11 protein-coding genes are annotated in these 13,236 nt (G+C 37.6%); 3 read left to right on the top strand and 8 right to left on the bottom strand.

From position 1 onward, the window contains the following. Window positions 1-416 precede the first annotated feature (416 nt). The 5 genes from ABDZ84_RS03885 to ABDZ84_RS03865 form a co-directional block, all read right to left on the bottom strand. The gene (locus tag ABDZ84_RS03885) at window positions 417-584 is read right to left on the bottom strand and encodes a DUF6903 family protein (RefSeq protein ID WP_162986489.1); all 168 of its coding nucleotides are present in this window, start codon (window positions 582-584) and stop codon (window positions 417-419) included. Further along, window positions 574-2,745, bottom strand: coding sequence for a 1,3-beta-galactosyl-N-acetylhexosamine phosphorylase (gnpA, locus tag ABDZ84_RS03880; RefSeq protein ID WP_166530237.1), 2,172 nt, complete (start codon window positions 2,743-2,745; stop codon window positions 574-576). The genes ABDZ84_RS03885 and gnpA overlap by 11 nt, the downstream gene beginning before the upstream one ends. Before the next feature lie 9 nt (window positions 2,746-2,754). Continuing rightward, on the bottom strand, window positions 2,755-3,636 hold the full coding sequence (locus ABDZ84_RS03875; protein WP_026679853.1) for a carbohydrate ABC transporter permease: 882 nt from the start codon (window positions 3,634-3,636) through the stop codon (window positions 2,755-2,757). A gap of 17 nt (window positions 3,637-3,653) precedes the next feature. Continuing rightward, on the bottom strand, window positions 3,654-4,544 hold the full coding sequence (locus tag ABDZ84_RS03870; RefSeq protein WP_026679852.1) for a carbohydrate ABC transporter permease: 891 nt from the start codon (window positions 4,542-4,544) through the stop codon (window positions 3,654-3,656). Window positions 4,545-4,915: 371 nt separating this feature from the next. Continuing rightward, a complete protein-coding gene (locus ABDZ84_RS03865; protein WP_026679851.1) occupies window positions 4,916-6,265 on the bottom strand; it encodes a carbohydrate ABC transporter substrate-binding protein in 1,350 nt (449 codons plus the stop codon). Between the two features lie 168 nt (window positions 6,266-6,433). On the opposite strand from ABDZ84_RS03865, the gene ABDZ84_RS03860 reads away from it, so the two are divergent. The 3 genes from ABDZ84_RS03860 (at window position 6,434) to ABDZ84_RS03850 (ending at window position 9,362) form a co-directional block, all read left to right on the top strand. Further along, window positions 6,434-7,279 (top strand): AraC family transcriptional regulator, encoded by an 846-nt coding sequence (locus ABDZ84_RS03860; RefSeq protein WP_026679850.1) that lies wholly within the window; start codon window positions 6,434-6,436, stop codon window positions 7,277-7,279. Between the two features lie 137 nt (window positions 7,280-7,416). Continuing rightward, a complete protein-coding gene (locus ABDZ84_RS03855; RefSeq protein ID WP_026679849.1) occupies window positions 7,417-7,875 on the top strand; it encodes an SRPBCC family protein in 459 nt (152 codons plus the stop codon). Window positions 7,876-8,489: 614 nt separating this feature from the next. After that, window positions 8,490-9,362, top strand: coding sequence for a YitT family protein (locus tag ABDZ84_RS03850; protein WP_026679848.1), 873 nt, complete (start codon window positions 8,490-8,492; stop codon window positions 9,360-9,362). Between the two features lie 823 nt (window positions 9,363-10,185). On the opposite strand, the gene ilvA is transcribed toward ABDZ84_RS03850, so the two are convergent. The 3 genes from ilvA to leuC all read right to left on the bottom strand — a co-directional run bounded on the left by ilvA (window position 10,186) and on the right by leuC (window position 13,221). Then, window positions 10,186-11,145 carry a threonine ammonia-lyase gene (ilvA, locus tag ABDZ84_RS03845; protein WP_121605766.1) on the bottom strand — a complete coding sequence of 320 codons (960 nt, stop codon included), beginning with the start codon at window positions 11,143-11,145 and terminating at the stop codon, window positions 10,186-10,188. Between the two features lie 75 nt (window positions 11,146-11,220). Then, entirely contained in the window at window positions 11,221-11,802 is a 582-nt protein-coding gene (leuD, locus tag ABDZ84_RS03840) for a 3-isopropylmalate dehydratase small subunit (protein WP_026679846.1), read from the bottom strand. Between the two features lie 12 nt (window positions 11,803-11,814). Continuing rightward, window positions 11,815-13,221, bottom strand: a complete 1,407-nt coding sequence (gene leuC, locus ABDZ84_RS03835; protein WP_343780183.1) for a 3-isopropylmalate dehydratase large subunit — start codon at window positions 13,219-13,221, stop codon at window positions 11,815-11,817. Between the last annotated feature and the right edge of the window lie 15 nt (window positions 13,222-13,236).

Here is a 13,236-nt window from a genome sequence, read left to right as displayed (position 1 = left end):
CACTTTGCAACGTGTTCTTCTTTGCAAAGTTAGTTGAGGCCGTGCCCACGGAAAGCGAAGTAATTAGTCGAAGCATTGCCAATACACATCAAACATTTCAAAATAACTACTTGGCTTAACGCAGTCATTGCACTGATTTTATACTTTCTTAACTTAGAACAAAAGCGCAAGCGCCCAATTAGAGACGTAGCGACTGAAGTGAATCAACGGAGATAAAGGAATCATGGTGGGCTTGTGAGCCGATAATGACTTAGATTAGGACAATTCATGAAGTCGCCTCGTTTCTGGGTGCTTGAGCTGGACAAAGCTCAACACGCGCTTATTTATCACATGGGCAAATTTTATAATTTCCTAGATTATAAACAATACCTTGAGGAAATATATCCTAAAGGTTTTGCTCGCTTTTTACGCCGTGCTTAAGTGAATTTACGATTATAATTCCAAAGCAACAACAATAAACCTGATAGCCCGATTAATTGCGTAAACAATTCCCAATGACCTACTGTTCGCTGACCATTAAGAATCAGATACATACAAAAGAGAAAGAAAACTACCTTTAAGATGCGAAAGACTCTATCTTTCATTTGTGTAATCCTCCCATTTAATCTCACTTGCTTCTAATCGTACTTGATATTTTTCACCATTTTCTATATATACATCTGTAACTTGCTGTACATTTGAATTATTGACAACGGCAAACTTTTTAATTTCAGGGTATACATGTATTTCACAATGGACATTGGAAGTATGCCATTTGTATAAAGCCATCTCCTTATGAGCTGCGTAATACATCGCCCTTAGTAATAGTCTTGTATTCTCATGACTATAGGGAAGACCTGCAATGTACACACTACGCCCTTTACCGAAGGCTGTACTAGCGAGTTGCAACCCCTCATTCGTATGTTCAATAATATCCGTAACTTCCCTTAAGGCATACACATTTTTCATACCTTCTCCGAAATCAAATGCCTGTATATCCTGGGAAATAAAATGTGATTCGTTCTTTTCCGTAAAATATTTATTTGTCGATAAGCTAAAGCCTAATTCCTTTTCTACACCTAATACATCTGCTAGTTGAAAGTAGCGTCCTTCACGATGATAAGCAGTCGGTTCTCCAATACCGATAAAACCTCCTCCATGATAAACCCATTCTCTTATAACAGAAAGTAAGTCCTCTTCTTTCCATCGTTCTCCACCAGAGAATGCTGTACCAGCATCTCCGGCATTAATAAGGACATCAACATCTTTAGGCACACCATGCTGTATGACATCGTCAAAACTAATAAAATCTACGTCTACCGCTGAACCACTAAGAGCCTCTAAAACCCCCTGATATGAATAGGCCTGTTTATACCACTTTCCATGTGCTACCATATGGGTCTGCCATGTACGAATCCTTCCCCATGTATTTAAAATTGCCACCTTTAATCCAGTATAAGGCTTCACGCCATTTATAGTATCGTAAATTTCACGAAATTCGTCTGTAATCTTTTCTACATAAGCTACAAAATCGGGGAATTTATATGCCAAGCTTAGATATCCGCCATAGCCAATTCTGTCCAAAGGTTTACGCATTAGAGCTCTTCTCGCTGTCAGCCAATTGCTATTTGCTTCAATTACTGGGTTATTCTTATCATGAAACGTATCGGGAAAGAAGTAAGGTAGAAAACGACCTTCCGTATACTTCACATCTGGGATATCAGAAATCATTCGTAATGTTGCCCCATCTCCAACACTTCCAACTACAGCATCCATACCTGTCTCTTTGAAATAGGCTCCGTAAGGCTCTGTCCCTATCCAATTATCTCCCAAAAACATCATCGACTCCTTACCACTTGCATGTACAATTTCAACTAATTCTTTTACTTCCTTAGCAACAAATCGTTGAATAAAATCCATATAATCTAAGTAAGCTCTGGAGGGAATTCGAAAGGTAGAATTATAATAGCCTTTATCGACAATATCTTCTGGTCGCAGACGATATCCTTTTTCTTTTTCAAATGCTTCTAAAGCAGCTACAGATACACTAGCACCGTAACCGAACCAGTCAACAAATTTTTCTTTACCTAGATTGTTAAATACTAAGGTAAAGTGATAAAAAAACGTCGTAAAGCGAACAACATCAGTTGCTGGATTTTCTGCTAGCCAGGTTTTTAAATAATTGCGCATAAATTGTTTAGAATGAGGCTGCCGAACATCGAATGGAATTTCATGTGGCTTATCTCTCCAATCGTTCGTTATATGATTATACATTTGTGTCGGATCCCATTTCATAAATGCTAAGAATGAAACCGTATATTCATGCCATGGTTTGGCTTTAAATATAAGTAAGCTATTTGTCTCCTTTTTTACTATCCAATGATTTGCTGGCACAACCTCACCAGTAGTCCTATCGATTACTTCCCACCACTTTTTAGGGTCATGCAAATAATCTGGTTGAATCTGCTCTTCAAAATATCCTGTCAAGAAAGACACTTCCAGCTCAGTGTCTATTGCTGTATTATATTGTGACATTAAATATAGCTGTTGCATTTCCTCTGGATGCTGTTTAGCAAAGTCATTATGACTACGTGCTACAAAGTAAGTCGTGTAGATTTTCGCATCTAATTGTTTGATTTCTTCATCTAATTTTGTCCCATCACTATCTCGAAGCGCATCTGCTCCCCAGCGATCCATTAATTCTTTTGTTTCCTCCAAAAAATTCTGTTGACTCGGTAGCGTAACTCTTCCGGTTAACTTTTTCAATTGTGACACCTACCCTTTCACTCCTCCTACAGTCATTCCTTGTGTTAAGCGCTTTTGCACGATAATATATAAAATTAATGTCGGTAACATAACAATTACCATTCCCGCATACATTGGACCATAGTTAACAGCTGATCGTTCAGCAGCCATTAAGTTTAACAAACCAACTGGCAGCGTTTGATTCCCTCCTGGCATTAGTGTAAGTGCCATAATATATTCATTCCAAAATAACAAGAAATTAAAAAGAATGACGATAACAATACTTGGCATTGCCATCGGCAACATAATGGAAAACATGGTGCGATAATATCCTGCACCATCAATACTAGCGGCTTCTTCAAAATCAGAAGGCAATGTCTGAAAATAGCTTGATAGAAGATAAATCGTAAATGGTAAAGCAGTTGCGGCATAAACGAGTGCAAGTACAGCACGATTGTTTAATAAAAATCCATTATCTATTAAACTCTTTAATCCCATATCCAAATCTAAGAGCATTAAGAAAATTGGCACAGTAATATAGCTGACATTAATGAATAACCCTGCTTTAACAATCATGTTTAATAATTTATTCCCTCTAAAACTAAACCTGGATAAGACATACGCCGCTGGTAAGGCTATTACTAGCAAAATGAATAAAGCTAATACGGTAACCATTATTGAATTAAACAGATATTCTCCCATTCGCGCTTCCTGAAATGCTTCTATAAAATTTTGAAAATGAAAACCATGTGGTAAGCTCCATGGGCTTCCATAAAACTCGACGTTTTCTTTAATAGCAGCAAGGAATACCCAGGCAACTGGTATAACAATTGAAACCGCTAAGGTAATTAAAGCTACATAGATAAATAGTTTATATAGAGCATCGGTACTCCGTTCCTTTGAATCTTTCATGAGATATTAGCACCCCCTTAATACTCTAAGACGTCACGTTTCGTGATGTGACTTACAATCGCTGCTAAGGTAAAAGAAAAAATAAACACTACTACACCAATTGCCATTCCATAGCCAAAGGTAGAATTACCATAGGCTTGGTCATACATATAGGATAGGAATACTTCTGTTGATCCGTCAGGTCCTCCACCTGTCAATGCCTTAACTAACAAGAAGCTTAGATTAATCGTGCTGATGATATAAAATGTTAATGTTGTTCGAATATTATTCCATATCAATGGTAATGTAATGCTGGTAAATTGTTTTAATTTACTTGCTCCCTCCAATGACGCCGCCTCATAGAAGCTAGCTGGTATACTAGCCATACTTGACATATACATAACCATATAATAACCAATGGCTTGCCAGACTAGAGCACCCGCAAGACTATAGATAACTATTTTCTGATCACCTAGCCACATTTGCTGAAATGTATCTAATTGAAACATTCCTAAAACACTATTTAACAATCCATTGGAAGGATCATATATGGCTGAAAATATACCAGCTATAACTACAATGGATAGTATATTTGGAATATAAAAGATGACTCGAAAAAAGTTTCCTCCTCTGACCTTCTCTTTTGTTAGAATAGCTGCAAAAAACACTGCAAAAATAAATGTAAGAATTGCTACTACAACTATTAAGAGAATAGAATTCTGAAATGATCGAATGAAATTCATATCATTCCATAGAAGTCTAAAATTATCCAAACCGACAAATTGTTGTGTATTTGAAAATCCACCCCAGCGATACAAAGACATCCGAAAAACCTCAAATGTTGGTATAAACATAAAAATAACCATCAAAATGAGAGCTGGTATTACACATACTCCGATAAATATATTTCGTGATTTCGTTTTACTCAAAAATGTTCACCTCTTTTTGGTCCCAACAAAGTGAAATTCATTCAGGCTAAACATCTAAAAAATAATAAAGGGAAACTTCAATTAATGGGATTTTGTCTATCCCTCACTGATTGTTAATAACATAAGGGTATAACCTAAAGGCCCTTGAACCAATCGGACATTTACTGGCAGTTGATCCTCCCCTCACCAATATTGGTTTCGCTTTATTACTTGAAGTGGGATCTTACTGCCAGTTACATGCGGGGTAAACTATTTCTTACATCCATTTCTCATGATGGATTCATCTAATAAAAACGGTAAGAAATCAAACAAGCTTACCGTTCTATTATCATCAACTAATAAGCGATCAGAACCCCCTATATAGCTTTGGATTAGTTCATAGCCGGTCTTAGCTTATCACTTACTTCTTCCATTTCGGCTTGCCACTCTTCGAAAGAAGTTTCACCACTCATTACACTGTCAATTGTTCCGTACAGTGTATCCCCCATGCTCGCTCCTGGTACAGGTTCTGTAGAAGCAAATGTCCCCATTGCTGGAAGCGCTCCTTCCTCTTCATAAATGCTATAAAATGTTTGTTTCTGTCCCTCTAGCTTTTTCGTAATACCATTAATTGGTTGTACTGCACCAGCATCAAGGAAGATAGATGCTGCTTCATCAGAATACATATATGCTATAAATTCCTTCGCTTCATCCTTATGTTTAGCTGCAGCTGGAATCCAAATTTGTTCAAAGAATGTGAATGCATAACGATCACCACTTTTCTCAAATGCGGGTATAGATGTCATCCCCCATTGGAAATTTTTTGAACGTGGAGCTTCTTTCATTTCATCTACAACCCAATTACCGTTCGGCATAAATAATGCTTTGTTATCTAGGATGAATTGCTGGTTTTTTGTGAAATCATTCGGATTTGCATTTGCAACAGTGTCCGAATGCGTATACTCTGCTAATTTTTCTATCGTTTGTAATACTTGAGATGCCTCTTCTGTTTCCCAAATTCCGTCCTCATAAGTCATTGCAGCATTGTAAAACTCCGGACCACCTGCAGCATAAAGCATGGAGCCAACTAAAGTATCAAAATACCCTGTTGTAGGATACGTAAACAAAGAGATACCTTCTTTTTTCGCTTTTTCACCTAGCTCCCACATTTCATCCCATGTTTCAGGAACTTTCCAGCCTTTTTCTTCAAATAGTCCAGCATTAAAGAATAATCCAGTTGGACTATAGAACATTGGAGCTAGATAGGTCTCACCATTAGCATATGGATTAGTTGCAAGCGTATCGGTAAATCCATCTAAAAGTTTTTTATTAACTGTCACTTTTTCGGTTGGTATGTTCATATTCAATACATCGCTTATATTTTCTAGACCATTTTCTTTAATTAATGTTTCCGTCAATGCCTCTGGTCTATTGGTAGCCAGTAATAATACGTCTGGATACTCACCTGCCTGCATATTAGGTCGAATTACTTCCTCTAGATTCTTTTCAATTGTTAATTCAATATTAATATTTTTATTAGCTGCCTCATACGATTCAGCAATCTGGTCCCACATTTCAGTTCCATAAGCTGACTCTAAGGCAGCAACATGTAAGGTTGTTTCTTTGCCACCTCCACTCTCCTCTGATTCCTTTGAATTAACATCCTCTCCTCCTGAGCAAGCCGCTAAGATAAGTCCTACAAATAGAAAAGAGATTAATATTATCGATTTCTTGTTTTTCACGATACGTAAACCCCCTTATTTAATAATAATATATCTTTATCGTACCTATATTAAAACGCTTACACAATCAACATCTTGTTGACTTTTTTATAAATATTGCTTTTTAAGCTTTACTCCTATAAAATTAATAATTAATAGAAATTTCAAATAATAGTAAGGGGTGGAGCAATGTCCTACGAAGTTTATAAAGTGAAGGAATTTGCTACAAGAAATGTGCCATTTAAATTACTTTATATCACACATTCAGAATACGACCGAGGCTGGCATAGTACAAAGCACACCCATCACTTTACAGAATTATTTTATATCGTTAAAGGTAAAGGATCATTTCTGCTTTCCAATCATGAAATTCCAGTTAAAGAAAATGATTTAGTAATAATAAATCCAAATGTTGAACATACCGAAAAATCCAATCTGTACGACTCACTTGAATATATTGCTCTAGGAATTGAAGGACTAACCTTTGCTCATGTTAAAGAAAATAGTTCGCAAATGGGCTTATATACTTATCAGGGCGATCGTGAGAATATTCTCTTCTACCTGCATAGTTTACTGAACGAAGTGCAGCAAGGGAATGAAGAGTATGAAGTTATCTGCCAAAATATCATTGAAATCTTGATGGTAAAGCTTCGAAGAGGCAAAATGTTAGAAATTCAAAAAACAGAACCCAAAAATATCAACAAAGCCGCCGCATTTATTATGTACTATATAAATCAGAATTACAGAGAACCAATCACCCTTGATACATTGGCAGAAATCGGGCATATCAATAAATATTATTTGGCACATACATTTAAAAAAGATATGGGAATATCACCAATTGAATATCTAAATCAAGTACGAATACGAGAAGCAAAAATACTATTAGATACAACAGACTATCACATTGGTAATATTGCTGAATTCACCGGCTTCTCTTCTCAATCGTTTTTCACACAAGCATTTAAACGGGCTACAAATCAAACACCATCCGCTTATCGTAGACAGAGGAAAGAAACGTTGGTCGTTAAATAGCAAGCAAAATATCAGGTGATCTGTAATACGAATATTTGGATTCACTAAAATGGAAGCTTTTATTCTAATTAAGGAGTTATTGCATATACTTGAAAGGGTGTATCATCACTTTAGGTTTATGGGGAGGTAATGTTGCTTTGCCAAGCAGTATTTGTGAACGAAAGGTAGATATTCCTATTGAAGAAATATGGGACTTTGTTAACGATATCAATAATTGGGCTAGTCTCGTTCCAGGATATCAGCAACATACGATGATAAATGCTAAACAATCGATTTGGATATGCAAAGGAGATATTGGCTTTATGGAAAAAAGTGTTCGATTATCATTATCCGTCACGGAATGGCAAAGTCCGAATAAAATAGCATTCACTTTAGCTAGTACGAACAACCATGTCAAAGGAAGCGGCTATTTTCAAGCCCATAAACTAGCAGAAAATCAAACGAAAATGACAGGTTCACTCTCTATAACAGCTAAGGGCATTGCTGGTTCAATGATTAACTCTTGCTTAAGACCATTTTTATCCAAAGTAACGGCTGATTTCACAGATAATGTCATCGAACATATTCAGACAAGAAGGTCCGCGGTTATGCAATAATAGTTATTATTCCACTGCTTTTTATCGTGAGCTTGCAGGAGTTTAGATTTACGAACAGGCGATGAAAAAGTATACCCTAATTCTGTCAAAGACTGGGAATCGCTAAAGAACAGTAGAGAAGCAGGAAGCCTTCTCAAAAATGATCTAGACATTTTCTTCGTGCCATGTCTAGCAGAGCGGCCTTCCTCGCCCTGCTGGAAAAGCAATAGGCGAAACTCCCGTAAGAAGCCACGTTTGTTTTAAACGCGTATATCCACTTTTACCAGGGTTGAAAATAATTAAAACTTTGTTAAATATGTAAAGAAATTTCCAACGTGAGAGTACTCCTATAAAGTGAAAGCTTCAATAAGTTTGGGGGTTTTGTTTATCCCCACGGATGGTTAGTACCACAAGGGTATGACCTAAAGGCCTTTGAACCAATTGGACTTTACTGGCAGTTAATCTCCCACTTACCAATAGTACTTTCACTTTCTTGCTTGAATTGGGTGGTATTACCGCCAATTAAAGGTGTGATAAATACTTAACAGACTATTTTCTATGTCAAAGTTCGACAGTATAGATCCTTCATGATAGAATAAATCCGTTACTAGGCTATCAGGAAAGGATCTTTTGTTATGTCAGGAATTACAAAACACATAAATAAAACCGTATTATCTTATGCGCAAATTATTTTTGGAGCTACACTTGTTGCTCTATCCTATAATTTATTTTTGCTACCCTCAAAGTTAGCTGCAGGTGGTATTTCTGGGATTAGCACAATTCTCTTTGAAATGTATTCCTTAAGCCCAGCTTATACGCAGCTTCTAATAAATATCCCTATCTTTATTATCGGCTGGCTAACACTTGGAAAAGATTTCAGTTGGAAGACATTAGTAGGAACATTTTGGGTACCGTTTATAATATGGGCAAGTGCAAATATTCCGTATACGATAACAAACCCAATTCTAGGAGCTATCTATGGAGGAATTATTCTCGGAATAGGTCTAGGCATTGTTTATAAAGGTAATGGTTCTACTGGGGGTACAGCAGCAATTGCTCAAATTGTAAAGAAATTCACAGGCCTATCAAGCGGTTATTCACAACTCATTGTTGACGGTTTTGTTGTTATCTCATCCATTATTGTATTTAACCTAGAATTAACCCTATTTGCGCTCATGTGTATTTACATTACAAGCAAAACGATCGATATTGTGCAGCTACAAACTTCAGCTACCAAACTAATATTAATTATTACGGAAAAAGAGCAACATATTCAGTCACTAATCCGTGACGAAATTGATCGTGGGTTGACAAAGGTTCGTTCAGTTGGAGGGTATTCACATAGCGATAAAACAATGATACTTTGTGTAGCTGAACAACAAGAAGCCTTTCATTTAAAGAAAATTTTACAAAGAGACGAACCGGATTCCTTTGTCATCTTTATTAATGCATCGGAGATTTTAGGTAGAGGCTTTTCTTTGGATAAGTATTATGGTCAAAAGCTTTAACGATACCTTCAATAAAGGAATCATGATAAATCTTCAGGTTGTCAAAACGTCTCGATGGCCAGCTTCTATTTAAATTACAGGGATTACATGTTTCTATCAAAAAAGACATCGTATAAAATGTAACATGTAACGATAAAGTGAAACTTCAATCGGTTGAGGGTTTTGATTATCTCCACGGATGGTTAATACCACAAGAGGATGACCTAAAGGCCTTTGAACCAATCGAACATATACTGGCAGCTATCCTCCTACTACCAACATTCGTTTCACTTTACTGCTTGAAATGGAGGTCTTACTGCCATTTATAGGTGGGATAAAAGAAATTACAGCAAAAGAAACACTTACTTATTGAGCTTAACCACTACATCAATTTTTCGTATAACCCTGAAAAAGCTTGAGGCTAGGACAAAAGAATCTTTAGGAACAAAAGTGCAAGCGCCCGATTTGAAACGTGTGACTGGAGCGAGTCAACGAACATAAAGGAATCATGGTGAGCTTGCGAGCCGATGATGACTTAGATTAGAGCGATTTATGAAGTCGCCTCGTTTCTGGGTGCTTGTGCTGGACGACGCGGCTCAACACGCGTCTATTTATTCACATGGGCAAATTTTATCATTTCCTAGACTAAGATAAAAAACCCAAACCTTATCTGAAATCATTTAGATAAAGTTTGGGTTTTTGTTTTAGAGATAGATAGTTCATTCATCGCTTAGTCAAAATGCTTCGCTTTCCTGCGGGATCTTCAGCTCGTACTTTTGCCGCGGATTTTTTTCGAACAAGGAAAAAATCCCAGAATATATCTACCTCACCCAACGATTTATAATTAAGAATTTACTAATACCGGATGGTGTAAACGATTGGCCAGCTGCTGAATGTTGGCCATTGCACCAATATCCATATTCCCACCACTAACAATTAGCCCACAGTGTCGTGATTTGATTTGATTATTATGGGCAAACAATGCTGCTAATGTTGCTGCTCCCGCTCCTTCCATTAACGTCTTGTTACGCTCAAGCATATAGACAATTGCTGCAGCAATTTCTTCGTCCGAAACAGTCACAAGATCATCAACATACTTCTTAATAAGTGGCAAGGTTCGTTTACCAGGCTTTTTCACAGCAATTCCCTCTGCAATGGTATCCACCGATTTTAAATTTTGTATTCGATCTGAATGAAAACTATCATATATGGCAGCTGCCCCGCTAGCTTGCACCCCAATAATTTTGATATTGCGATTCACATACTTAGCAGCGATTGCTATTCCACTTATTAAGCCTCCACCGCCGACTGGTACAAGAATGGTATCCATTCGATCTTCTTGCCTGAGCATTTCCATGGCGATAGTTCCTTGACCTGCCATTACATCATAATCATCAAAAGGATGAATATAAACCGACCCAGTCTGCATTTGTTTTTTTAATGAAGCTTCATATGCCTCCTGAAAGGTTTCTCCCGTTAGAACCACTTGAGCACCATAGTTGCGTGTTGCATTAACTTTGGCTAAAGGTGTTTTCTCCGCCATGTAAATGGTAGCCTTCGTTCCAAGTTTAGCCGCTGCATACGCAACGCCTTGCGCGTGATTCCCTGCTGACGCAGTAATAACTCCTCTTTTTAATTGTTCCTTTGTCAGTTGCATCAACTTAAACGTAGCTCCTCTAAACTTAAAGGCGCCCGTTTTCTGTTGATTCTCCATCTTGAAATAGACATGTTTACCAACGAAATTATTTGTTGTTTGCGAAGTTAATAGTGGTGTCCGATGCACGATTGGAGTCAGTCGCTGCATGGCGGTGTGAACCTTTTCACCTGTTAAGCAATTCCCAATTCCTTCACTCTCCTTGTATGTTTGCTCGTTGTATGATCAATTATTGCTATTCTCATAGATTTCAATCTTTTCTTCATGCAGAAGCGTTAAGGCGATATCATCCCAACCATTTAATAGTTTCTCCTTATGATATGCGGGTATCTGGAAATGATATTCCTTATTTCCCTCAAATATTTTTTGATCTTCCAAATCTATTGATAACGATAGATTCCCAATGTCTGCTTCTTCAAGCCATTGCTTTACCTGCTCTTCTTCTATCTTAATTAAGATAATTCCGTTCTTTAAAGCATTATTATAAAATATATCTGCAAAGCTTGGAGCGATAATTACTCGAAAACCATAGTCTAGCAATGCCCATGGAGCGTGCTCTCTAGAAGATCCACAACCAAAATTTTCTCCTGCCACTAAAATCGATGCATGTTGATAACGCTCCTTATTAAGACTAAAGTCTTGGCGTTTATTTCCTTCGTCATCAAATCGCCAATGATAGAATAAAAACTGACCGAATCCTGTGCGCTCAATTCGTTTTAAAAACTGCTTTGGAATAATTTGATCAGTATCAATATTTGTTCGATTCAATGGATACACAAGTCCTGTATGGTTTTTGATCGCTTTCAACTTTTTCCCTCCTTACAACGCCACACCTGCATAATTGCGAACGTCTACAAAATGTCCTTCAATAGCTGCTGCCGCTGCCATTTCTGGACTTACAAGATGTGTACGTGCACCATTTCCCTGTCTTCCTTCAAAATTACGATTTGATGTAGAGGCACATCTCCCCTCCGGAGGAACGATATCATCATTCATCGCAAGGCACATGCTACATCCAGCTTCTCGCCATTCAAATCCAGCATCCTGAAAGATTTTATCTAATCCTTCCTGTTCTGCCTGCCTCTTTATGCTAAATGAACCTGGCACAACAATAGCTCTAACATTAGCGTGAATATGTTTTCCTTTAACAATTTCCGCAGCCCTTCGCAAATCACTTAAGCGCGAATTTGTACAAGAACCGATAAATACATGATCAATATGAATAGAGGAAATTGGTTGATTTTCGTTTAATCCCATGTAATGTAGGGCACGTTCAACATCTTGCTTATATTCCACGTCATTCAAATTTGGAGTTGTTCCACTAACCGGTACACACATTCCTGGATTCGTTCCCCAAGTTACCTGCGGCTCCACTTCGTCACCGCGGATTGTTACTGTCTTGTCATAAACCGCTCCATCATCTGTTGCTAAAGCTAACCAGTCCTGAGCTATAGTTGTGAAGGCTTCATCCTTTGGTACATGAACCCTTCCTCGTAAAAATTCAACTGTAGTTTCATCAGGACTGATCAAGCCAGCCCTTGCACCTGCTTCAATTGACATATTACATACTGTCATTCTTCCTTCCATAGAAAGGTTACGAATTGCTTCGCCTGTATACTCCATCACGTATCCAGTACCAAAACGAACACCAAATTTCGCAATAATTGCAAGAATTAAATCCTTTGCTGTTACTCCTGCACCAAGATCACCTTCTACATGCACATTTAACGTTTTTGGACGTTCTTGCCAAATCGTTTGTGTTGCTAAAACATGCTCTACTTCACTTGTTCCAATTCCAAAAGCTAACGCCCCAAAAGCACCGTGTGTAGAAGTATGACTATCACCACAGACAATGGTTTTACCAGGCTGCGTTAGACCTAGTTCAGGTCCAATAACATGGACTATACCTTGATCTGGATGAAACATATCTGCTAATGGAATATTATTTTCCTGACAATTTTCCTTTAATGTTTCCATCTGTTTACGGGATATCTCATCTTTTATTACATCTCGATTTCTCGTCGGTACATTATGATCCATCGTTGCAAAAGTCAAGTCAGGTCTTCGTACCTTTCGTTTGTTTATCCGCAGACCTTCAAAAGCCTGTGGAGAAGTCACTTCATGAATTAAATGCAAGTCGATATAAAGAAGATCTGGTTTTTCTTGCTCTTGATAAACCACATGTTTTTCCCAAATTTTTTCAATAATTGTTTTTGACCGGCCCATCATTTTACACCTCCA

Source organism: Virgibacillus salarius (assembly GCF_039521925.1).
In the GTDB taxonomy this organism is placed as follows: domain Bacteria; phylum Bacillota; class Bacilli; order Bacillales; family Amphibacillaceae; genus Virgibacillus; species Virgibacillus salarius.
This window is presented reverse-complemented; position numbering and strand designations above follow the sequence as displayed.

Bases quoted from the DNA above. Each gene is read 5' to 3' on its own strand.
- ABDZ84_RS03860 (WP_026679850.1), top strand. From the start codon at position 6,434: ATGTCCTACGAAGTTTATAAAGTGAAGGAATTTGCTACAAGAAATGTG.
- ilvA (WP_121605766.1), bottom strand. From the start codon at position 11,145: ATGCAGCGACTGACTCCAATCGTGCATCGGACACCACTATTAACTTCG.
- leuC (WP_343780183.1), bottom strand. From the start codon at position 13,221: ATGGGCCGGTCAAAAACAATTATTGAAAAAATTTGGGAAAAACATGTG.
- ABDZ84_RS03875 (WP_026679853.1), bottom strand. From the start codon at position 3,636: ATGAAAGATTCAAAGGAACGGAGTACCGATGCTCTATATAAACTATTT.
- ABDZ84_RS03885 (WP_162986489.1), bottom strand. From the start codon at position 584: ATGAAAGATAGAGTCTTTCGCATCTTAAAGGTAGTTTTCTTTCTCTTT.
- ABDZ84_RS03850 (WP_026679848.1), top strand. From the start codon at position 8,490: ATGTCAGGAATTACAAAACACATAAATAAAACCGTATTATCTTATGCG.